The sequence below is a fragment of the Streptomyces zaehneri genome (assembly GCF_032248645.1).
GTDB lineage: Bacteria > Actinomycetota > Actinomycetes > Streptomycetales > Streptomycetaceae > Streptomyces > Streptomyces coriariae.
In genome coordinates this window covers 160,786-181,217 of sequence record NZ_JASTTJ010000020.1, presented here as the reverse complement: position 1 = coordinate 181,217, position 20,432 = coordinate 160,786, and the positions used below count along the sequence as shown (strand labels likewise).

Below are 20,432 nucleotides of genomic sequence, written 5' to 3'. Positions count from 1 at the left end.
CGGGACACGTACATATACGACGGTAGCCGTGCTGGTTCCCGCGCGGGCGCGGTGTGGTGACTCGACATCAGGGACATCAGGGAAACGCAACCTCAGCCGGTGGGCACGACAGGTGGGTGGGGGTGGCGGGCCGGGCGTGCCCGGACGGTACTGGGGGTGGTGCGGAGGCCGCGGCTACACGGCCATGCCGTACACGATGGTGAACAGCGTCCCGAGGGAGCCGATGATGAAGACCCCCGTCAGCCCGGCGATGATGAGGCCCTTGCCCTGTTCCGCACTGAAGGTGTCCCGCAGGGCGGTCGCGCCGATGCGCTGCTTGGCCGCGCCCCAGATGGCGATGCCGAGGCAGAGGAGGATGGCGACCGCCATCACGACCTCGATCATCACCTTGGCCTCGTTGCCCAGGCTGCCGAAGGGCCCCCAGTCCGGAGCGATTCCACCGATGATGGTGTTGATATCGCCTTTGTCGGCCGCGAACAGCATGTAAGTCACCGCCCCTGATGGGTAGTTCCGCAGTCCTCTGCGGGTGTGCAGAGGTCACGCATCATTCTCGCCGACAAAGTCGCCGTCGTATGTCGACTTGACGTCATTGGCGGACGGGAGTCGTACGAATAGCTCGTATGGTCACTCTGTGTATCACGGCAGGTCACGCCGGGCAATGAGGCCGGAGCGGAACCTGTGGTGTGGTTCCGTCGTTAGCCCACTTCACGGCCCTGCACCGTTTCTGACGGCTGGTCGGGTGAGCGTACGTTTCGATGTTCTCATGACGTTGCGCACACCGGGCATGGCGAACGGGCCACGGCTGGATGCCGAGGCCCGTTCGTCCTTTCACCACGTGTGGCCCCCACGGCCCACGGTGGCTGTTCTGTTGTGGCTTTCGCCTGACGGAAGGTCAGCCGGTGAAGGCTTCCGTGCCCTCCGGGGTGCCGAGGCCGGTGGGGCCGTCGTAGCCCGACTTGGCGGTGCAGAGGTAGGCGGCGCTCGAGGAGCAGGTGCCGTTGCTGCCGCTGGTGACGTCGTTCAGGGCGGAGGTGCCTGCGGCCGCGTAGGGGTAGGAGGCCGGGTAGTCGGTGCTGCCCGGGGTGCCGGCGAGGGCGTAGACCCCGGCGATGACGGGCGCGGAGGCGCTGGTGCCGCCGAAGGTGTACCAGCCTGCGGTGACGCCGTAGGAGTCGTAGACCGAGACGCCGGTCGCGGGGTCGGCCACCGCCGAGACGTCCGAGACGGTGCGTTTGGCGCAGCCGGTGTCGGTCTGCCAGGTCGGCTTGGTGTCGTAGGCGGAGCAGCCGGAGCCGGTGCCCTCGGTGGAGCTGGTGTTCCAGACCCTCTCGGTCCAGCCGCGGGTCGTGGAGGACGTGGACAGGGCGGTGCCGCCGACGGACGTCACGTACTTGGAGGCGGCCGGGTATTCGGCGCCGTAGCCCTCGTCGCCCGCGCTGACGGTGATGGCGACGCCCGGGTGCTTGAAGTACGAGGTGTCGTACGACGTGTCCGAGGAGGATTCGGAGCCGCCGTAGCTGTTGGAGACGAACTTGGCGCCCAGGGCCACGGCCTCGTTCACGGCCTTGCCGAGGTTGGCCATGGACGCGGAGGTGGCCTCGACGAGCAGGATGTCGCAGTTCGGGCAGACGGCGCTGGCCATGTCGAGGTCGAGTGACTCCTCCTCGGCCCAGCCGCTGTCGGCGCTGGGGAGGGAGGTGGTGGAGCCGCTCTGGCTCACCTTCTTGAAGCAGCCGCTTGCGACCGTGCAGGCGGGGAGGCCGTAGTACGTGCGGTACTTGGCGAGGTCGGCGGCGGCGTTGGGGTCGTCGTAGGCGTCGACGATCGCGATGGTCTCGCCGGAGCCGTCGGCCGAGGCCGCGGCGGTCAGGCCGTAGGCGTCCTGGAGGTCGGACGGGCCGTAGCCGGTGGGGGTCGCGGCGGCGGCCTTCGGGGTGACCGCGGCGGTCCTGCCGGTCTCGGCGGCGCGTTCCTTCTGGAAGGCCGTGGTGCCGCCGGTCACGCGGAAGGAGTTGCAGGCCAGTTCCCCTTTGTGCTTGGGGGTGGCGCAGGGGGTGGCCGCCCAAGTGACCTTGGCGGGTGTGGACTTGGTGGGGGCCGTGGGTGCCGCGCTCGCGTGGGCCGCGGTGCCGAATCCGGCGAGCACGAGGGCTGCGGCGCCGAGGGCCGAGGCACCGATGCGGCGCCATCTGCCTGATATGGCGGAGGAGTTGGGGGATGTCGTCGTACGCAACGGACAGCTCCTGAAGGTGGGGTGACAGGGGCGGTGCGGGTGGGGGGTGGTGCGTGCCACCGGTACGTGGTCCCCGGTGGCGGGCGGCGGCCCGCGGACGACTGTTCCCTTGTTGAGTACGCGACAACAAGACGAGTGGCGGAATCCTGACTTCCGCAATACTGAAGGGGGTTCGGGTATTGCTGATCAATGGCGGGCGGATGGTGCGGCGATGGCAGGCGCTTGACCTCGGGCGGCCCGGCTCTGTCGAGGCCGGCCCGTGGGGACGTGCGGGGGCTGCGGCCGGGCCGTGGGGACGTGCGGGGGCTGCGGCCGGGCCGTGGGGGCGCGCGGGGACCGTGGAGTGGTCGGCTCAGGGCCGGGGCACGCTGATGGCGAGGACGGCTGTGTCGTCGTCGACGCCGGTGCCGAAGGTGTCGAGCAGCTCACGGATCGCGGCGACGGCGTCGGTCGCGGTGGTGGGCGCGAGAGCTCGGGCGAAGTCGAGGAGCGCCTCGTCCCCGTAACGGTCGTCGTCGCTGTTCGCGGCGGTGTGGGCCTCGGTGAGGCCGTCGGTGTGGAGCAGCAGGGTGTCGCCCGCCTCGAGGTGGACGGTGGTGGTGGCGATGTGGGCGTCGGGCAGGACGCCGATGAGCTGTCCGCCGGGGGTGTCCAGGAGGCCGACGCTCCCGTCCGCCCGCAGGAGCAGGGCCGGGGGGTGGCCGCCGCCGGCCAGGGTGATGCGGAAGCCGCCGTGATCGGTGTCGGGGGTGAGCAGTCCGAAGACGACGGTGCAGAACCGGGGGTCGTCACCGTTGTACTCGTGGTTGAGGACGGTGTTGAGGTTGCTCAGGACGGCGGCCGGGTCAGGGTCGTAGACCGCGGCGGCCCGCAGGGTGTAGCGGGCCAGGGAGGTGACGGCAGCGGCCGCGGCGCCCTTGCCGCACACGTCGCCCAGGAACAGGCCCCACGTCCCCGCGGCGAGCGGGAAGAGATCGTAGAAGTCGCCGCCGACCTTGTCGGGGGAGGCGATGTGGTAGTGCGCGGCCACCTCCAGTCCGGGCACGCTCACCAGCGTCGGAGGCAGCAGCGTCTGCTGGAGGGTGGCGTTGAGGCGCATGAGTTCTTCGCGTTCGCCCTCCGCCTCCTGCCGGGCGCGCAGCAGTTCGGTCTCGTAGGCGCGCCGGTCGCGGGCGTCGAAGACGGTGGTGCGGATCAGCAGCGGCTGCCCGTCGCCGCCGGTCTTGACCGTGGAGGTGACCAGCACGGGCAGACGGCTGCCGTCGGCCGCCTCGAGTTCCAGGGCGATCCCGCTGATCTCGCCCTGCATGCGCAGCAGCGGGCCGAAGTGGGTCTCGTGGTAGATGCGGCCACCCACGGTCAGCAGGTCGGAGAACGTCCTGTGGCCCACCAGGTCGCCGCGGGCGTGGCCGAGCCAGTCCAGCAGGGTCGTGTTGATCTTTGCGATCGTGCCGTCCGGCATGGTGGAGAGGAAGCCGCACGGCGCGTGCTCGTACAGGTCCTCGACGCTGTCCTCCAGCAGGGCGGAGGACGCCGCCCGGTCGTCGCCGGGCCGCTCCTCGGGCGGCGGGTGTCCGCCGCCCGCGCCGTTGCCGGTCCCGCCCGTCATCGTGCGGCTGTGACGCAGTGGGTGATCGAGGCAGCCGTTTCCTCCGGTGCGGGGCCCCGGAGGCGGTGGGCGGTCGCGTCCAGGGTGACCGGCCGGCTTGCGCTCCGCACGGTCGTAAGGCGCGCAGTCATACGACCCATTCTCGCAGAGCGCTTCCTTCGCGGCCGGTATCGGCGGACGCGCGGTGCCCACGGCAGGCGTACGGAACAGCGCCGGGGGTAGAGGGGGTGGTCGGGCGGGTGTCGCTGCCACCGGGCGGGTTGTGGTGCGGGCGTACAGTCCGCTCGCCGCGCCCCGCGCCGGACCGGGCAGTGCGGCTCCCTTGTCCCCGGAGAGCGCCGGCAGGTGACGTCATGACCAGTACGCAGGACCGGCCCGAGCTGACCGCCCCCGCTGCCGACGCGTCGGCAGCGGATCGGGTGCAGGAGCGCGTCGCGCGGATACGCCGTCGCCTGGAGCGGCTCATCGGCATCGCGGCGACCGAGGGCAACGCGCTCACCGCCCTGCGCAACGGGGACGAGATCTTTCCGGCGATGCTGACGGCCATCCGGTCCGCCGAGCACACCGTGGACATGATGACGTTCGTGTACTGGCGGGGGGACATCGCCCGCGAGTTCGCGCGGGCGCTGGCCGACCGGGCTCGGGCGGGCGTGCGGGTGCGGCTGCTGCTGGACGGGTTCGGCAGCCGGCTGATCGAGAAGGACCTGCTGGAGGAGATGGAGCGGGCCGGGGTGCAGGTGGCCTGGTTCCGCAGACCCGTGACCCTTTCGCCCCTCAAGCAGAACCACCGCTGCCACCGCAAGGTCCTCGTCGTGGACGAGCAGGCGGCGTTCACCGGCGGTGTCGGCATCGCCGAGGAGTGGTGCGGCAACGCCCGCAACGAGCGCGAGTGGCGCGACACCCACGTCGAGGTCCGCGGGCCGGCCGTGGACGGCATCGCCGCCGCCTTCGCGCAGAACTGGGCCGAATGCCACGACGAGCTCTTCGACGACAGCGACCGGTTCGTCCCGCACCACCCGCAGGGCGACGCGGTGGTGCAGGTGGTCCGCGGATCGGCCAGTTTCGGCTGGCAGGACATGCAGACCCTGATCCGGGTGATGCTGGAGTCCGCCGAGGACCGCTTCCGGCTGGCCACCGCCTACTTCTCACCGGACGTCTTCTTCATCGAACTCCTGTGCGCCACCGCGCGGCGGGGCGTGGAGGTGGAGATCCTGCTGCCCGGTCCGCACACCGACAAGCGGGTCTGCCAGCTGGCCGGCCAGCACTACTACGAGGACCTCACCGCCTGTGGCGTGAAGATCTACCAGTACCAGCCGACGATGATGCACGCCAAGGTCATCACCGTCGACGGCGTCGCCGCGCTGGTGGGCTCGACCAACTTCAACCGCCGGTCCCTCGACCACGACGAGGAGATCATGCTCGCCGTGCTGGACCAGGAGTTCACGGCCACGCTCGACGGCCACTTCGACGAAGACCTGAAGGCCGCCGCGCTGATCCGGGAGGGCCGGTGGAAGCGGCGCTCCGTGCTCCAGCGGGCGCGAGAGGTCGCCGTCATGCCCATCCGCCGTTTTCTGTGACACCGGCCCGCCGGTGTTTTCGGGCGAACCGTATTCCCGGGAATCCCGCACATATACATGGAAGATTTGAGGGCGTGAAGGGGATTTCATGGGGCACTTGAATCAGCGGAGGTTGATAATCATGGTTCCCCTGCTTCTTGTTCTGCTTCTCGCGCTCATCCTTTTCGGTGCCGGCTTCGCCCTCAAGGCCCTGTGGTGGATCGCCGTCATCGTGCTGGCGGTCTGGCTGGTGGGCTTCGTGGTCCGCCCCGCCGGACACGGCGGCCGGAAGGGCCGCTGGTACCGCTGGTAGACACATCACCGGTACGAAGGGCCCCGTCGGCCATTGCCGACGGGGCCCTTCGGTATACCGCCGCGCTATTCGGTCCGATCGTTTTCCAGTACACCCTCGACGAAATGGTCGAATTCGCCTGCCTGAACGCCCAGCACGAACGCGTCCCACTTTCTGCGGTTCGTCGTGACGACGTTCTCCGGGTCACTTGTCTCTCGGAGGTAGACGGGAGCCTCGCCGTCGTCTCCCTCGCCGAAGGCGATCTCGATCCAGGGGCCGGGCCCGGTCGCGTCCGGCGGGGCGGCGCGGGTCCAGATGAGGTCGGAGGGGATGTCAGCCACCCGCCCACCGTATCCCCGCCCCGGTGGAAAGGTGCCGTGGGTGGAGTGCGGGTAGCGTCGTAGGAGAAGGATGCGTCTGACGTTTCTCTCACCTTCGTGGGACACAGTGAACCCGATGAAGCGCAACGCCCTGCTCGGTGCGGTCGTCCTGCTGGCCGTCACCTCCGCCTCCGAGGCGGCCGCCGACGGTGGACCCGGGCCCCTCGGGGTGACGGCCGTCGCGGTGGCGACGGCGCAGTCGGAGCGGGTCGGCGCGCTGTTCGCCGACACCGGCGCCGACGCGGGCACACTCGCCGGTGAGCACTTCTGCACCGCCTCCGTGGTGCACAGTCCGCACCGCGACCTCATCGTCACCGCCGCGCACTGCCTCGGCGGCGAAGGCGAGCTCGCCTTCGCCCCCGGGTACCGGGACGGCAGGGCCCCCTACGGGATCTGGCGGGTCGAACGGGTCTTCCTGCCCGACGGGTGGGCGCGGGGGCAGGACGAGGACAGCGATGTGGCCTTCGCCGTCCTCGACGGGCGGGGCGGCGAGAACGTCGAGGACGTGGTCGGCGGCAACCGGTTCGCGACGCGCACCACCACCGGGGCGACCGCCGTGACCGTCACCGGCTACCCCGACTCGCTCGAGGTGCCGGTCCGCTGTACGAACCGGCCCACCGCCCACAACTCCACCCAGCAGCGCATCGCCTGCCCCGACCTCACCGGCGGAACCAGCGGCAGCCCCTGGGTGAACGGCGACGGGGAGGTGGTCGGCGTCCTCGGCGGGCACGAACAGGGCGGGGCGACGGCCGACATCTCGTACAGCGTGGTCCTGGGGCCGGAGGCCGCGGAGCTCTACCGGGACGCGGCCTCCGACCCCTGAGGCGTCACGCGACGCGGTGGACGAGCTGGGTGGTCAGCTCGTAGCGCGCGCCGACCACGGCGGGTTCGCCGGCGGAGATCTTCGCCTGGAACGTATGTCCGAGCCCGAAGTCCGGTGCCCGCGTTGCCCGATCATGGGGACGGATGGGGAATCCGAGGCCGTTCGATGGTGGGTGCTCGAGCCGTCCCATGGCCGCCCTTTACGCGACTACGCGGCCAGGCGGCCACGCGGCCACACGACTACGCGACTACGCGACTACGCGGCCAGGCGGCCACGCGGCCACACGACTACGCGGCCACGCGGCCACACGACTACGCGGCCACGCGGCCACGCGGCCACGCGATCCGACGGTGACTCGAGGGGGCGTCGGGTCCGACACCCCCTCCTGACCGGATGAAGCGCCCCGTTCGACGCGTAACCCCCTTGCGGAAGAGGCGAGTCGGGATGGTGCACGTGTCGCACGGGCCACGGGGCCGCCACGTGCGGTTTCTCCTTGTTCGTGATCACCCCGCGGCACGGGAGCCGCCTCTACACTGTCGGGGGCGGACTCCTGGGCGGCGAGGGGCGGTTGACGGTGCGTAAGACATGGATCGTGGCGACCGCTGCCGTCAGTTCCGGTGCCGCCTTCATGATGGCGCTCGTCATCGGGGTGTACCTCGTCGGCGGGAGCGCCACGAGCGGGGTGGGCGGTGCGGGCCGAGCACTGGCCAAGGGCGCCGTGCCCGCCGCCTACCAGGCACTCGTGGAGAAGTGGGGCAATCGGTGCTCCGCCATCAGCCCCGCGCTGCTCGCCGCCCAGCTCTACCAGGAGAGCGGGTTCAACCCGAGGGCGCAGAGCGCCGCCGCCGCGCAGGGGATAGCGCAGTTCATCCCGGGCACCTGGGCCACGCACGGCATCGACGGTGACGGCGACGGCGACCGCGACGTCTGGGACCCGAATGACGCGATTCCGTCGGCCGCGTCCTACGACTGCCAGCTCGCCTCGTACGTGAAGGACGTCCCCGGGGACGCCACGCACAACATGCTCGCGTCGTACAACGCGGGGGCCTACGCGGTCATCAGGTACGGGGGCGTGCCGCCGTACAAGGAGACCCAGAACTACGTGAAGACGATCACGACTCTGGCGGAGTCCTTCGCCGCGCCGGTCAGCCGGGTGGATCCGTCCGAGCAGGCCGCGGGGGCCATCTACTACGCCCAGAAGAAGCTCGGCACGCCCTACCTCTGGGGCGGCAACGGCACCGCTGACCAGGGAGGACGGTTCGACTGCTCCGGGCTGTCGAAGGCCGCCTACGCGAGCGTCGGGATCACGCTGCCGCGGGTCGCCAACGACCAGTACAACGCGGGGCCGCATCCGCAGCGCAGCGAGTTGCTGCCGGGCGACCTGGTGTTCTTCTCCACCGACCCGAACAACTCGCGGGCCATCCACCACGTGGGGATCTACGTGGGGGGCGGTTACATGATCAACGCGCCGTACACCGGGGCTGTCATCCGGTTCGACCCCATCGACACGGCCGAGTACTTCGGGGCCACCCGCGTCACCGAAGATGGCGCGAAAGCACTCCCCACGACCGTCTGAAGGATCTCCGCACCCGGCCCCTGAGCTGCGGGGATCTATCTCTCTTCGATAACGTCTGAGTGATCATTCAGTGGAGAGTGGAACGTATCAACCGGGGCCGTGCGTTCCTGTTGGACGGGCGCATGTGAGGTGTGCCGGGCAGAACACGACGAAGGGGCCGCAGCACCATGGCTGGACTCGCCGAATCCGGGTCGAACCCCGACGTCGACCTGCTCTATGACATCAACGGGCTGGCGAAGGACGCTCCGCACTGGCTCGACCGGACCGTCGAGTTCGTGGGCGAGTACGGGCTGCTGCTCGCCATGGTGCTGCTGATCGTGTGGTGCTGGTGGGGGGTCAGGCGGCGGCCCGGCGGGGCCGAGGAGGCCGCGTCCTCCGTGGCCGCCCTCGTCTGGGCGCCGCTCGCCGCCGGCATCGCCGTACTGGTGAACATCCCCATACGGGGATTCGTGGAACGGCCCCGGCCCTTCCTCGACCACGACGGGCTGGAGGTGCTCGTCTCCGGCAAGACCGACTACTCCTTCGTGAGCGACCACGCCACCCTCACGATGGCCATGGCGGTCGGGCTGTTCGTCGCCCACCGCAGGTTCGGGCTCGTCGGGATAGGGATCGCCCTGCTCGAAGGGTTCTGCCGGATCTTCATGGGTGTGCACTATCCGACGGACGTCGTCGGCGGGTTCGCGCTCGGTACCGCGGTGGCCCTGCTGCTCTCGCCCGTCGCCTCCATGCTGCTCACCCCGGTGCTGAAGGCCGTCGACCGGTCGCCCCGGGTCGGATGGGTCGTGCGCGGCCGGGCCGCCCGGGCCGGGGAGCGGGACGGCTTCATCCCCGGCGCGCGGCCCGAGGTCGCCGCCGAGGAGCGGGATCTCGCGGCCTAGACCGCGTCCGACGATTCCCGTCGGGAGCGCGGCGTCCGGCGCGGCGTCTCGCCGCGGTGTCGGATCACCCGAGCACCTCCGGTACGGGGGCGGTCCGCCGCCGTGCGACGCACCGCACCGGACGCCGCGCGCTCGGCCGACGCGAGTGGTCGTCGGACACGCCCCGGGCCGGCACGTCAGAGGGCCTGGGGGTAGCTGAAGAAGCCGTTCGGGTCGTACTGCTTCTTCAGCTGGGTCAGGCGCGGCAGCGCGTCGCCGTAGTACGCCTTGCGCCAGTTCGTGAGCGTCGGGTCCGCGTAGTTCTGATAGGCCGCGCCCGAGGCGTACGGGGCCATCGCCTTGTGCGCCGTGTTCAGCCAGGACTGGGCCGCCGTCCCCGTCGTGCCGGCCCGCCACGCCCCGATGTACTGGGCCAGCATGCGCGAGCGGCGGTGGACGAAGGCCGTGGCCGTCGGCGAGACCCGGTTCACCGCGCCGCCCAGCGCGGTGAGGGCGATGCTGCCGGAGCCGCCCTGCACGGACTTCATCTGCCGCAGGAGGGTCTGGATGCCCGCCGCCGAGAGCGAGACGTCGAAGAAGTCGGAGCGGGCCGCGTACGTCTCCCGGCCCAGCGCGCCCTGCGGGGAGCGGCCCGGCGTCGAGCCCGGCAGATGGCACTGGGCGTCGGAGGAGAACGACGAGCAGCCGGCGTAGATCTCCATCGCCGCCTCGTACGTACGACGGCGGAGCGAGACGTTCGTCGCGGGGGCGCCCACCCGGTCCGCGAGGCGGTCGACCGCGTTCTGGAGCTGGCCGTAGGTGCCGATGCAGAACGCGGCGACGGAGATGGTGGGGGTGCCGCCGGTCGCGTTCGCCAGGTGCAGGGAGGACCAGATCTCGTCGGGCTGGGACGGGCCCCACTCCTGCCAGGCCTTCACCACCGCGGCCGCCTTCGACCAGGGCCAGGTGAGGTAGCCCGTCACCGCCTGGGGCGCGGGGTGGGTCTTGAACTCCAGCTCCGTGACGATGCCGAAGTTGCCGTTGCCGGCTCCGCGCAGGGCCCAGAACAGGTCCTTGTTCGTCGTCGCGTCGGCGGTGAGCTGCTTGCCGTCCGCGGTGATGATCGTGGCCCGGGTGAGGCTGTCGCAGGTCAGGCCGTAGGCCCGGGAGACGACGCCGTGGCCGCCGCCCAGCGCCAGGCCGGATACGCCGACCGTCGGACAGGAGCCCGCCGGGATCGTCACGCCCTTCGCGGCCAGCGCCCGGTAGACGTCGATCAGCTTCGAACCCGCGCCGACCACGGCCGAAGTGCCGCTCGCCCGGACCCGGTTCAGCTTGGAGACGTCGACGATCAGCCGGCCGTCGCCCGAGGACCAGCCGCCGTAGGAGTGGCCGCCGTTGCGGATCGCGGCCTTGATCTTGTGGGCCCGGGCGTACGCCAGAACCGTGCGGATGTCGTCGGCATGGGCGACATACGCCACCGCCGCCGGCTTGAGGTTGTCGAAGCGGGTGTTGTAGAGCTGGCGGGCCGCGGCCCAGGAGGCCTCGCCGGGGCGGACCAGGGTGCCGTCCAGGTCGCGGGCGAGCGCGGTCCAGTTGGCGGGGGCGGCGACGCTGGTCGTGGTCAGGGGGGCCGTGGTGCCGTCCCCGGTGGCGCGGGCGGAGCCGTCCGCACTGCCGCCGTTCGCCCTGCACGCGGTCACTGCCGCCGCGACGGCGGCCGTGCCGCCCGCGATGAACGTACGCCGTTCCATGTTCTTGCGCCTTCCCTCGGCCGCCCGTCGGCTGCATGCCGCCTCATGGAGCGAGACGGGGCCATGGGACCACAGGTTCCAGCGGGGTCCGGCGGTGACGGAACGGTGACGTCGGCCGGTCGGCCGGTCGGTGTCGGTCGGTAGGTCTGCATGCAGGTAGGTCTGCCGGTAGGTAGGTCTGCCGGTAGGTGTCTGCCAGTAGGTCTGCGGGCAGGTAGGTCTGCCGGAGGTGTCGGCCGGTCAGGCGCCCGTGTGCAGCTCCCCGTCCGTTCTCGCCATGCTTCTCGCCCTGCGGGCCGGGCCTCGCCAGCCGCAGGTGCAGCGGGCGAGGCAGAACCTGCCCTGTTCGACGGTCGTGGTGCTGTGTTCCCCGTCGGTGCGGGGGTGGGTCGATCCGTCCTGCTGCGTCACAAAGACAACGTTACCCAGGATCGGTGGTGAACCCGCATGGCGGTCGCAGGCGTTCGGACCGGCGTGACGGCGGCACTTACCCGTCGTTAACCGGAACGACAGGAAGTCCGTGACGGACGTACCGGTTGGGGGTGCACAGGCCATGGCGGAGCGGCGGCGCGGGCTGATGGGCGCGATGGTCCTTACGGGGCTCGTGGCGGGGGTCTGCGCGGGGGCCGCCGGGTGTTCCGCCGGCGGGGCCGCCGCGGAGGACGGCCGGGCGGCCGACCCCGTCGAGACCCTGCACCGGGCCGCCGACACCCTCGTCGCGGCAGGCACGTCGAGGGCCCGTACGTCGATGGAGATGGCCACCGGCGGGACCCGGGTGACCATCCGGGGCCAGGGGGTGTACGACTACCGCAAGCAGCGCGGTGAGCTGAAGGTGGTCCTGCCGCAGGACCCGGCCGGGACGAGTGAGCACCGCCCCATCACCGAACTCCTCGCGCCCGGAGCCCTGTTCATGAAGAACCGGGGGGCCGGGGTGCCGGACGACAAGTGGGTGCGGGTGGAGACGGCGACCCTGTCCGACGGGAACCTCGTGACCGGCGGGGCCACCGATCCGTTCGCCGCCGCCGAGGTGCTGCGGGGGACGCGTACCGCGACCTACGTGGGGAGGACCGAGGTGGCCGGGACGGCGGTGCGGCACTACCGCGGGACCGCCGATCTCGCGGTGGCCGCGGCCGACGCTTCGGCGGGCGGACGGGATGCGCTGCGCGCGGCGGCGAGAGGGTTCGCCACGGCGCGGGTGCCGTTCGACGTCTACCTCGACGACGAGGGGCGCATCCGCAAGGTCCGGCACCGGTTCAGCTTTGTGAACGGGCAGCAGAAGGAGGCCGTCGCGGTGGCGTCCACGACCCTGTTGTACGACTTCGGGGCGCCCGTGGAGGTGCGGCTGCCGGCCGCCGACGACATCTACGCGGGGCGGATCGCGGAGGAATGAGCCGGTGCCGGTGCGATTGAGCCGGTGCCCGATCCGTGCCCGATCCGTGTCGGTCCTGTGCGTGGTCTGTGTCGGGCGGGCTTGGGCGGGCCTCGGCGAGCATTTTCGGCCACCGGGTGGACACAAGGACTAGCCCGTCCGTGCCATGCGCGCGGTGTATAGCGCTCCCTACTCTAGGAAGTCGGTGACGGCAGGGACGAGGTGATGCGCGTGGCTCCGGGCGGCGGTACGGCAGTTCAGGACCACGAGGCCCTCGCCGAGATCGAGCTGTGCGGGGAGTTGATCATCGCCGCCTCGGCGGCCGGGGAGGAACGGCTCAGTCTCGAGAGCATCGACCAGGTGCTGCGGGTGGGGGAGGAACCGGCCGGGGGGTGAGCCCGGCGCCGCAGCCGGCGCCGGCTTCGGGAGACGTGCTGGGACCGGGTGTGGTTCCGCGACCGGGCGCGGTTCCGGGGCGGGGACGGGTCCCGGCGCGGGGCGCTGATCAGGTGCGCAGCAGGCGGCCGATGGCCTTGGTCGCCTCTTCCACCTTCGCGTCGATCTCGTCGCCGCCCCGGAGCGCCGCGTCGGCGACGCAGTGGCGCAGGTGTTCCTCCAGGAGCTGGAGCGCGAACGACTGCAGGGCCTTGGTGGAGGCGGACACCTGGGTGAGTATGTCGATGCAGTAGGTGTCCTCGTCGACCATGCGCTGGAGGCCGCGGATCTGGCCCTCGATACGGCGCAGGCGTTTGAGGTGCTCGTCCTTCTGCTTGTGGTAGCCGTGGACCGTCCCGGGGGCGTGGTCCGCTTCGACGCCGGGTCCGGCGGTGGGTTCGCCGGCCTCTGTGGTCGTCATCATGTCCTCCAGCGCTCCGGCTCCGCACCTATACCCCTACTGGGTATATCGTACCGAACTTCCTCGGGTATACGCCCCGAGCAGGGACTTCGCCGGCCGCTCACCGGTCGGTCGCCCCCCTCCCGGTCGCTCTGTCCGATGCGCGACACTGGTGGACGGCCCATTAGCCGTGGCCGGATGATGCGCCTAGCATCAGCCTGACCGAAACCGATGCATCCTGAGGACCCCACGTGCGCTTTCGTCTGACCCCCAGGGAGACGAGCTTCTACGACATGTTCGCCGCATCCGCGGACAACATCGTCACGGGCTCGAAACTCCTGATGGAACTGCTCGGGGCGGACCCCGCCGGCCGGGCCGAGATCGCAGAGCGTATGCGGGCCGCGGAACACGCAGGTGACGACGCCACCCATGCGATCTTCCACCAGCTGAACTCCTCGTTCATCACGCCCTTCGACCGCGAGGACATCTACAACCTCGCGTCCTCCCTCGACGACATCATGGACTTCATGGAGGAGGCCGTCGACCTGGTCGTCCTCTACAACGTCGAGGAACTGCCCAAGGGCGTCGAGCAGCAGATCGAGGTGCTGGCGCGGGCGGCCGAGCTGACGGCCGAGGCCATGCCGAACCTGCGGACCATGGAGAACCTCACCGAGTACTGGATCGAGGTCAACCGGCTCGAGAACCAGGCCGACCAGATACACCGCAAGCTGCTCGCGCATCTCTTCAACGGCAAGTACGAGGCCATCGAGGTGCTCAAGCTGAAGCAGATCGTGGATGTGCTGGAGGAGGCCGCCGACGCCTTCGAGCACGTGGCCAACACGGTGGAGACCATCGCGGTCAAGGAGTCCTGAGCCCTTAATGGACACCTTTGCTCTGATCGTGACCATCGGCGTCGCGCTCGGATTCACTTACACGAACGGTTTTCACGACTCCGCGAACGCCATTGCCACGTCCGTTTCGACCCGGGCGCTGACGCCTCGGGCGGCGCTGGCCATGGCGGCGGTGATGAACCTCGCCGGCGCGTTCCTCGGGAGCGGTGTCGCGCACACCGTCAGCAAGGGGCTGATCGAGACGCCCGACGGGTCGAAGGGGATGGGGATCCTCTTCGCCGCGCTGGTCGGGGCGATCGTCTGGAACCTGGTCACCTGGTACTTCGGGCTGCCTTCGTCGTCCTCGCACGCGTTGTTCGGCGGAATGGTGGGCGCGGCGCTCGCCGGTGGTACGGAGGTCATCTGGTCCGGCGTCCTCGACAAGGTCGTCATCCCGATGTTCCTCTCGCCGGTGGTGGGGCTCGTCGTCGGTTATCTGGTGATGACGGCCATTCTGTGGATGTTCCGCCGGTCCAACCCGCACAAGGCCAAGCGGGGCTTCCGGATCGCTCAGACGGTTTCGGCCGCGGGCATGGCGCTGGGGCATGGTCTCCAGGACGCGCAGAAGACGATGGGCATCGTGGTGATGGCCCTGGTCATCGGCGATGTGCAGGGGGCCGACGATCCGATTCCGGTGTGGGTCAAGATCGCTTGTGCGGTGATGCTCTCGCTGGGGACGTATGCGGGCGGGTGGCGCATCATGCGGACGCTCGGGCGGAAGATCATCGAGCTTGATCCGCCGCAGGGGTTCGCCGCGGAGACGACCGGGGCGTCGATCATGTTCACGACGGCGTTTCTGTTCAAGGCGCCGATCTCGACCACGCATGTGATCACTTCGGCGATCATGGGTGTCGGGGCGACGAAGCGGATCAACGCCGTGCGGTGGGGTGTCGCCAAGAACATTGTTCTCGGGTGGTTCATCACGATGCCGGCGGCGGGGTTGGTCGCTGCGTGCGCGTTCTGGGTTGTGAACGTGGCGTTCCTGTAGGGGGTGCTTGCCCACCCACCCGCCCGACTCGGTGGGGAGACGGCCCCCGCCACGGGGCTGCGCCCCGGACCCCCTGCGGGGACTGCGTCCCCTGCACCCCGGGTGTTCGCCCACCCACCCGCCCGGCTCGGTCGGGAGACGGCCCCCGCCACGGGGCTCCGCCCCGGACCCCGGTGGGCACTCCGTCCCCTGCACCCTGCGGGGACCGCGTCGCCCCCTGTAACCTCCGGGGCTCCGCCCCACCCTCCGGGGCTCCGCCCCACCCTCCGGCTCAGCCGCCGGAGGCACACGTGGGCCCGCCCCCCATCCAGGGGGCGGGCCCTTTGCGTCCTCGCGGTGGCACCGCCATGCAGCACCGCGAGGGGTCTGTGGTGGCAGGGGTGGGTCAGCCGAAGCGGCCCGAGATGTAGTCCTCTGTCGCCTGGACCGACGGGTTGGAGAAGATGCGTTCCGTGTCGTCGATCTCGATCAGCTTGCCGGGCTGGCCGACGGCGGACAGGTTGAAGAAGGCCGTGCGGTCGGAGACGCGCGCCGCCTGCTGCATGTTGTGCGTCACGATGACGATCGTGAAGCGTTCCTTGAGTTCGCCGATCAGGTCCTCGATCGCCAGGGTGGAGATGGGGTCCAGGGCCGAGCAGGGCTCGTCCATCAGGAGGACCTTCGGTTCCACGGCGATGGCGCGGGCGATGCACAGCCGCTGCTGCTGGCCGCCGGACAGGCCCGAGCCGGGCTTGTTGAGACGGTCCTTGACCTCGTTCCAGAGGTTGGCGCCCTTGAGGGACTTCTCGACGACGTCCGCCAGTTCGGACTTCTTGTAGCTGCCGTTCAGGCGCAGGCCCGCGGCGACGTTGTCGAAGATCGACATGGTGGGGAACGGGTTCGGGCGCTGGAAGACCATGCCGACCTCGCGGCGGACCGAGACGGGGTCCACGCCCGAGGCGTACAGGTCCTCGTCGTCCAGGAGCACCTTGCCCTCGACCCGGCCGCCCGACGTCACCTCGTGCATCCGGTTCAGCGTGCGCAGGAACGTCGACTTGCCGCAGCCGGAGGGGCCGATGAAGGCCGTCACCGAGCGCGGTTCGACCGTCATCGAGATGTCCTCGATCGCCTTGTGGGATCCGTAGTAGGCGGTCAGACCGCTTACGTCGATTCGCTTCGCCATTTCTTCTACTTCACTTCCAGTCGGTCGCTGAGGGGGCCCGTGCGCGGCGGTAGCCGCGGATCGCTGTTCAGCGACCGGTCTTCGGGGCCTTCCAGCGGGCGATGCCGCGGGCCACCATGTTGAGGATCATCACGAAGGCGATCAGGGTGAGCGATGCCGCCCAGGCGCGGTCGTAGGCCGCTGTCGAACCCGCGCTCTGTGCGTACTGCTGGTAGATGTACAGCGGGAGTGACGCCTGCGCACCCTCGAAGGGGTTGGCGTTGATGAACGGGTTTCCGAAGACGAGGAGGAGGACCGGCGCCGTTTCGCCCGCGATACGGGCGATCGCCAGCATCACGCCCGTGATGATGCCGCCGATCGAGGTCGGGACTACCACCTTCAGGATCGTGCGCCACTTCGGGACGCCCAGGGCGAGGGACGCCTCACGCAGCTCGTTGGGGACCAGCTTCAGCATTTCCTCTGTCGAGCGTACGACGACCGGCATCATCAGGATCGCCAGGGCGAGGGAGCCCGCGAAGCCGAAGGGCTGCATGTCGAGCATCAGCATCAGGCTGAGGATGAACAGGCCCGCGACGATCGACGGGATGCCGGTCATCACGTCCACGAAGAACGTGACCGACTTCGCGAGGCCGCCCCGGCCGTACTCCACCAGGTAGATCGCCGTCAGGATGCCGATCGGGGCGCCGATGGCGGTCGCCAGGCCCACCTGCTCCAGGCTGCCGAGGATCGCGTGGTAGATACCGCCGCCGGCCTCGCTGTCCGCCACCACGCCCATCGAGTGGGTGAGGAAGTAGACGTCCAGGACCTTCACGCCGCGCTGGACCGTCGTCCAGAGGAGCGAGACCAGCGGGACCACGGCCAGGAGGAACGCCACCCAGACCAGGCTCGTCGCCACCCGGTCCTTCGCCTGGCGGCGGCCCTCCACCTTCGCGGCGATGCCGAAGGTGCCGAGGATGAAGAGGATGCCGGCGATGAGGCCCCACTGGACCTTGCTGTCCAGGCCGCCGGCGAGGCCGATGACGATCGCGAGGGCGAGCGAGCCGGCCGCGATGGCCCAGGGGGACCAGCGCGGGAGGCTGGCGCCCTGAAGCGTGCTCGGGGACTTGTCGGCTACTGCTGCTGCGTGGCTCATGCGTTGGCCCCCGAGTACTCACTGCGGCGGGCGATGATCATGCGTGCCGCGCCGTTGACCAGCAGGGTGATGACGAACAGGACCAGACCGGAGGCGATGAGCGCGTCCCGGCCGAACTCGGTCGCCTCGTTGAACTTGCTGGCGATGTTCTGGGCGAAGGTGCCGCCGCCGGGGTTGAGGAGGCTGGCGTGGATGTCGAAGTCGGGGGAGAGGACGGTGGCCACCGCCATCGTCTCGCCCAGCGCGCGGCCGAGGCCGAGCATCGAGGCCGAGATGACTCCGGAGCGGCCGAAGGGGATCACCGACATGCGGATGACCTCCCAGCGGGTGGCGCCCAGCGCCAGGGCCGCCTCCTCGTGCATCTGCGGGACCTGGCGGAAGACCTCGCGGCTGACGTTGGTGATGACCGGGAGGATCATCACGGCCAGCAGGATGCCCACCGTGAGCATCGAGCGCGGGGCGCCGTCGTCCCAGGAGAAGACGCCGGTCCAGCCCAGGTAGTCGTTGAGCCAGCCGAACAGGCCGTCCATGTGCGGTACGAGGACCAGGGCGCCCCAGAGGCCGTACACGATGGACGGGACGGCGGCGAGCAGGTCGATCACGTACGCGACGGGGCCGCTCATGCGGCGCGGGGCGTAGTGCGTGATGAACAGGGCGATCGCGACGGCGATCGGGACCGCGATGACCATCGCGATGATCGACGAGACCACCGTGCCGAAGGCCAGGACCGCGATGCCGAACTTCGGCGGGAGGAGGCTGGTGTTCCACTCGAAGGTGGTCAGGAAGTTGGCGTCGTCCTTGCTGATGGCGAGGTACGCCCGGTAGGCGAGGAAGACCGCGATCGCGGCCATGATCACCAACAGGAAGATGCCCGAGCCGCGGGACAGGGCCAGGAAGATCCGGTCACCGGGTCGGGTGGCGCCGCGCGCCGCGCGCTTCTGCTCGGCGGTCACGGCCGGCGGGGCGGCAGGGGGCGGGGTGTCGTCCGTGTCTGTGTTCTGTGTCGATATGTCCATGGAGGTCTCCGGTCTGCGGAGCCGCCTGTGGGTGTGGGGGCGGCTCGGGTGGGGCCGGGTTACGGGCGGCCCCTGGCGGCGGTGCACCGGACGGGTGCGGTCCGGACCGGGTTTCCCCCGGCGCCGGACCGCACCGCTGGGATCAGCTCAGGCCCTCGATGGTGGTGCGGACCTTGGCGATGATGGCGTCGGGGATCGGCGCGTAGTCGATGCCGGCGAGGACGCCCTGGCCGTCCTCGCTGGCGATGTAGCGCAGGAACGCCTTGGTGGCCGGCAGGGTGGCGGCCTTGTTGCCCTTGTCGCAGGCGATCTCGTAGGTGACCAGGGTGAGCGGGTAGGCGCCCTCGGCCTTGGTGTTGTAGTCCAGCTTCAGCGACAGGTCGCTGCCGGTGCCGACGACCTGCGCGGCGGCGACGGCCTTGGTGGCGCCGTCGGAGGAGGCCTTGACCGGGGCCGAGGCGCCCGTGTCGACGGCGACGGTGCCCAGACCGTCCTTGGCGTACGACAGCTCCATGTAGCCGATCGCGCCGTTGGTCTGCTTGACGCCCTGGGCGACACCGGAGGAGCCGGCCGCGGCCTGGCCGCCCTTCGCCTGCCAGGCCTTGCCGCCCTCGTACTTCCAGTTGTCCGGGGTGGCGGCGATCAGGTACTTGGTGAAGTTGTCCGTGGTGCCGGACTCGTCCGAGCGGTGGTACGGCTGGATCTTCAGGTCGGGCAGCTTCGCGTCGGGGTTGAGCTTGGCGATCGCGGCGTCGTTCCAGTTGGTGATCTTGCCGTCGAAGATCTTGGCGATCGTCGCGGCGTCGAGGACGAGGTTGTCCACGCCCGAGACGTTGTAGGCGACGGCGATCGGACCGGCCACCATCGGCAGGTCGATGCCCTGGCCGCCGGAGCAGACCGCCTTGGAGGCGGTGACGTCCTCCGGCTTGAGCGCGGAGTCCGAGCCGGCGAAGGCGACCTGGCCCTGCGTGAACGCGGTGACGCCGGCGCCCGAGCCGGAGCCCTTGTAGTTCACCTGGACGCCCGAGCAGGCCTGGGTGAAGTTCTTGACCCAGGCGTCGATCGCGTTCTTCTGCGCGGAGGAGCCGTCGGCGAGCAGCTGGCCCTTGGCGTCGTCACACTTGATGGACCCGGCGGCCGCGGTGGCGGAGGAGCTGCTGCCGCTGCTGGAGCCGGTGTCGTCGGAGCCGCACGCCGTGAGGGCCAGGGCGCCGGAGACGGCGAGAGCACCGAGGGAGAGAGCCCGCCGGTTCATGCGCTGAAGCTTCACTTGAGGAAGATCCTTCCAGGAGCCGCCGTCCTGAATTCCGGCGGCGTGCGGAGTGTGCGGAAGTCTGCTCGGCACGGACGCGACCACCCGGGTCGCGCACCGCACCGCGTAAGGCCGAAATTAGGCAGAACAGGTGAAGGCGCCTACGGGCGCGAGTGAACGGGGGGTGAACCCCTGGGGACGGTGCGGTTAGGTCACGGAACGCTCACGTCGAGGACACGAGGCGATTGAGGCGGCCGGCCGGTTCCGCCCACCCGTTATGCCAGATGCAGGACGTCCAGCAGGGCGTCCACGAGGGTGCGGTCCCTCGGCTGGGTGAGCCGGTCCCGGGCGGCCGGCGGCGGGAGCCACAGGAGGCGGTCCACCTCGTCGTTCGGGGCGAACGCGCCCGACACGGCCTCGGCCGCCCAGTAGCGGACCTGCTTGGGGCGGCCGTTCGCCTCGTAGTCCACGGTCGGCAGCCGGGTCCCGGGCACCGCCCGGTAGCCCGTCTCCTCGTGGACCTCCCGCACGGCCGCCGCGAGCGGGTCCTCGTCACGTTTCAGCTTGCCCTTGGGGTGCGACCAGTCGTCGTACTTGGGGCGGTGGACCAGACAGAGCTCCAGCCCGCCGTCCGCCGGGGAGCGGCGCCACAGCACACAGCCCGCCGCCTGGACGGGGAAGTCGTCGAGGTTGTCCGCGGTGCTCACC

The 20,432-nt window shown here is 70.2% G+C and carries 22 protein-coding genes; 9 read left to right on the top strand and 13 right to left on the bottom strand.

The annotated features are described in order from the left end of the window. Window positions 1-174: 174 nt before the first annotated feature. The 3 genes from QQM72_RS29335 to QQM72_RS29325 form a co-directional block, all read right to left on the bottom strand. A complete protein-coding gene (locus QQM72_RS29335) occupies window positions 175-483 on the bottom strand; it encodes a hypothetical protein (protein WP_003991275.1) in 309 nt (102 codons plus the stop codon). Window positions 484-892: 409 nt separating this feature from the next. Continuing rightward, on the bottom strand, window positions 893-2,233 hold the full coding sequence (locus QQM72_RS29330; RefSeq protein WP_314223842.1) for a S53 family peptidase: 1,341 nt from the start codon (window positions 2,231-2,233) through the stop codon (window positions 893-895). A 352-nt stretch (window positions 2,234-2,585) separates the two neighbouring features. Beyond that, entirely contained in the window at window positions 2,586-3,842 is a 1,257-nt protein-coding gene (locus QQM72_RS29325) for a PP2C family protein-serine/threonine phosphatase (RefSeq protein WP_314223841.1), read from the bottom strand. Window positions 3,843-4,195: 353 nt separating this feature from the next. On the opposite strand from QQM72_RS29325, the gene QQM72_RS29320 reads away from it, so the two are divergent. Then, window positions 4,196-5,419, top strand: a complete 1,224-nt coding sequence (locus QQM72_RS29320) for a phospholipase D-like domain-containing protein (protein ID WP_314223840.1) — start codon at window positions 4,196-4,198, stop codon at window positions 5,417-5,419. Between the two features lie 121 nt (window positions 5,420-5,540). Then, on the top strand, window positions 5,541-5,711 hold the full coding sequence (locus QQM72_RS29315) for a hypothetical protein (protein ID WP_057600913.1): 171 nt from the start codon (window positions 5,541-5,543) through the stop codon (window positions 5,709-5,711). 65 nt (window positions 5,712-5,776) lie between these two features. Here the strand turns inward: QQM72_RS29315 and QQM72_RS29310 are convergent, their stop codons facing one another. Continuing rightward, window positions 5,777-6,031 carry a DUF397 domain-containing protein gene (locus QQM72_RS29310; RefSeq protein ID WP_142265002.1) on the bottom strand — a complete coding sequence of 85 codons (255 nt, stop codon included), beginning with the start codon at window positions 6,029-6,031 and terminating at the stop codon, window positions 5,777-5,779. A gap of 115 nt (window positions 6,032-6,146) precedes the next feature. On the opposite strand from QQM72_RS29310, the gene QQM72_RS29305 reads away from it, so the two are divergent. Next, on the top strand, window positions 6,147-6,893 hold the full coding sequence (locus QQM72_RS29305) for a trypsin-like peptidase domain-containing protein (protein WP_314223839.1): 747 nt from the start codon (window positions 6,147-6,149) through the stop codon (window positions 6,891-6,893). Window positions 6,894-6,897: 4 nt separating this feature from the next. On the opposite strand, the gene QQM72_RS29300 is transcribed toward QQM72_RS29305, so the two are convergent. After that, on the bottom strand, window positions 6,898-7,083 hold the full coding sequence (locus QQM72_RS29300) for a hypothetical protein (protein WP_314223838.1): 186 nt from the start codon (window positions 7,081-7,083) through the stop codon (window positions 6,898-6,900). 378 nt (window positions 7,084-7,461) lie between these two features. On the opposite strand from QQM72_RS29300, the gene QQM72_RS29295 reads away from it, so the two are divergent. Beyond that, window positions 7,462-8,469, top strand: a complete 1,008-nt coding sequence (locus tag QQM72_RS29295; protein WP_314223837.1) for a C40 family peptidase — start codon at window positions 7,462-7,464, stop codon at window positions 8,467-8,469. 167 nt (window positions 8,470-8,636) lie between these two features. Further along, window positions 8,637-9,347: a phosphatase PAP2 family protein gene (locus QQM72_RS29290; protein WP_314223836.1), complete on the top strand. Its 711-nt coding sequence runs from the start codon at window positions 8,637-8,639 to the stop codon at window positions 9,345-9,347. Window positions 9,348-9,523: 176 nt separating this feature from the next. On the opposite strand, the gene QQM72_RS29285 is transcribed toward QQM72_RS29290, so the two are convergent. Then, window positions 9,524-11,080 carry an FAD-binding oxidoreductase gene (locus tag QQM72_RS29285; protein WP_314223835.1) on the bottom strand — a complete coding sequence of 519 codons (1,557 nt, stop codon included), beginning with the start codon at window positions 11,078-11,080 and terminating at the stop codon, window positions 9,524-9,526. Window positions 11,081-11,320: 240 nt separating this feature from the next. Further along, window positions 11,321-11,491, bottom strand: a complete 171-nt coding sequence (locus QQM72_RS29280) for a hypothetical protein (protein WP_314223834.1) — start codon at window positions 11,489-11,491, stop codon at window positions 11,321-11,323. 142 nt (window positions 11,492-11,633) lie between these two features. On the opposite strand from QQM72_RS29280, the gene QQM72_RS29275 reads away from it, so the two are divergent. After that, window positions 11,634-12,470: a hypothetical protein gene (locus QQM72_RS29275; RefSeq protein WP_314223860.1), complete on the top strand. Its 837-nt coding sequence runs from the start codon at window positions 11,634-11,636 to the stop codon at window positions 12,468-12,470. 204 nt (window positions 12,471-12,674) lie between these two features. Next, the gene (locus QQM72_RS29270; RefSeq protein ID WP_314223833.1) at window positions 12,675-12,845 is read left to right on the top strand and encodes a hypothetical protein; all 171 of its coding nucleotides are present in this window, start codon (window positions 12,675-12,677) and stop codon (window positions 12,843-12,845) included. A gap of 109 nt (window positions 12,846-12,954) precedes the next feature. Here QQM72_RS29270 and QQM72_RS29265 read toward each other — a convergent pair whose 3' ends face one another. Next, window positions 12,955-13,305, bottom strand: coding sequence for a metal-sensitive transcriptional regulator (locus QQM72_RS29265; protein ID WP_314223859.1), 351 nt, complete (start codon window positions 13,303-13,305; stop codon window positions 12,955-12,957). 230 nt (window positions 13,306-13,535) lie between these two features. Between QQM72_RS29265 and QQM72_RS29260 the strand changes: the two genes are divergently transcribed. After that, window positions 13,536-14,156, top strand: coding sequence for a DUF47 domain-containing protein (locus tag QQM72_RS29260; RefSeq protein WP_057579445.1), 621 nt, complete (start codon window positions 13,536-13,538; stop codon window positions 14,154-14,156). Between the two features lie 7 nt (window positions 14,157-14,163). Then, complete coding sequence (locus tag QQM72_RS29255; RefSeq protein WP_314223832.1) at window positions 14,164-15,162, top strand: inorganic phosphate transporter; 999 nt, start codon at window positions 14,164-14,166, stop codon at window positions 15,160-15,162. A 385-nt stretch (window positions 15,163-15,547) separates the two neighbouring features. Here QQM72_RS29255 and pstB read toward each other — a convergent pair whose 3' ends face one another. From pstB to QQM72_RS29230, 5 genes are all read right to left on the bottom strand, one after another. Continuing rightward, complete coding sequence (pstB, locus tag QQM72_RS29250) at window positions 15,548-16,324, bottom strand: phosphate ABC transporter ATP-binding protein PstB (RefSeq protein WP_020133102.1); 777 nt, start codon at window positions 16,322-16,324, stop codon at window positions 15,548-15,550. A 67-nt stretch (window positions 16,325-16,391) separates the two neighbouring features. Then, window positions 16,392-17,456, bottom strand: a complete 1,065-nt coding sequence (pstA, locus tag QQM72_RS29245; protein ID WP_314223831.1) for a phosphate ABC transporter permease PstA — start codon at window positions 17,454-17,456, stop codon at window positions 16,392-16,394. Then, entirely contained in the window at window positions 17,453-18,472 is a 1,020-nt protein-coding gene (gene pstC / locus QQM72_RS29240; RefSeq protein WP_314223830.1) for a phosphate ABC transporter permease subunit PstC, read from the bottom strand. The genes pstA and pstC overlap by 4 nt, the downstream gene beginning before the upstream one ends. A 142-nt stretch (window positions 18,473-18,614) precedes the next feature. Then, window positions 18,615-19,742, bottom strand: coding sequence for a phosphate ABC transporter substrate-binding protein PstS (gene pstS / locus QQM72_RS29235; protein ID WP_314223829.1), 1,128 nt, complete (start codon window positions 19,740-19,742; stop codon window positions 18,615-18,617). Between the two features lie 257 nt (window positions 19,743-19,999). After that, window positions 20,000-20,431: an NUDIX hydrolase gene (locus QQM72_RS29230; protein ID WP_314223828.1), complete on the bottom strand. Its 432-nt coding sequence runs from the start codon at window positions 20,429-20,431 to the stop codon at window positions 20,000-20,002. Between the last annotated feature and the right edge of the window lies 1 nt (window position 20,432).

What these genes read in the sequence shown, in the direction of transcription:
- QQM72_RS29315 (WP_057600913.1), top strand. Translation starts at nt 5,541, where the DNA reads ATGGTTCCCCTGCTTCTTGTTCTGCTTCTCGCGCTCATCCTTTTCGGT.
- pstA (WP_314223831.1), bottom strand. Translation starts at nt 17,456, where the DNA reads ATGAGCCACGCAGCAGCAGTAGCCGACAAGTCCCCGAGCACGCTTCAG.
- QQM72_RS29270 (WP_314223833.1), top strand. Translation starts at nt 12,675, where the DNA reads ATGCGCGTGGCTCCGGGCGGCGGTACGGCAGTTCAGGACCACGAGGCC.
- QQM72_RS29305 (WP_314223839.1), top strand. Translation starts at nt 6,147, where the DNA reads ATGAAGCGCAACGCCCTGCTCGGTGCGGTCGTCCTGCTGGCCGTCACC.
- QQM72_RS29290 (WP_314223836.1), top strand. Translation starts at nt 8,637, where the DNA reads ATGGCTGGACTCGCCGAATCCGGGTCGAACCCCGACGTCGACCTGCTC.
- QQM72_RS29285 (WP_314223835.1), bottom strand. Translation starts at nt 11,080, where the DNA reads ATGGAACGGCGTACGTTCATCGCGGGCGGCACGGCCGCCGTCGCGGCG.
- QQM72_RS29275 (WP_314223860.1), top strand. Translation starts at nt 11,634, where the DNA reads ATGGCGGAGCGGCGGCGCGGGCTGATGGGCGCGATGGTCCTTACGGGG.
- QQM72_RS29300 (WP_314223838.1), bottom strand. Translation starts at nt 7,083, where the DNA reads ATGGGACGGCTCGAGCACCCACCATCGAACGGCCTCGGATTCCCCATC.
- QQM72_RS29265 (WP_314223859.1), bottom strand. Translation starts at nt 13,305, where the DNA reads ATGACGACCACAGAGGCCGGCGAACCCACCGCCGGACCCGGCGTCGAA.
- pstC (WP_314223830.1), bottom strand. Translation starts at nt 18,472, where the DNA reads ATGGACATATCGACACAGAACACAGACACGGACGACACCCCGCCCCCT.
- pstB (WP_020133102.1), bottom strand. Translation starts at nt 16,324, where the DNA reads ATGGCGAAGCGAATCGACGTAAGCGGTCTGACCGCCTACTACGGATCC.
- QQM72_RS29255 (WP_314223832.1), top strand. Translation starts at nt 14,164, where the DNA reads ATGGACACCTTTGCTCTGATCGTGACCATCGGCGTCGCGCTCGGATTC.
- QQM72_RS29325 (WP_314223841.1), bottom strand. Translation starts at nt 3,842, where the DNA reads ATGACGGGCGGGACCGGCAACGGCGCGGGCGGCGGACACCCGCCGCCC.
- QQM72_RS29335 (WP_003991275.1), bottom strand. Translation starts at nt 483, where the DNA reads ATGCTGTTCGCGGCCGACAAAGGCGATATCAACACCATCATCGGTGGA.
- QQM72_RS29320 (WP_314223840.1), top strand. Translation starts at nt 4,196, where the DNA reads ATGACCAGTACGCAGGACCGGCCCGAGCTGACCGCCCCCGCTGCCGAC.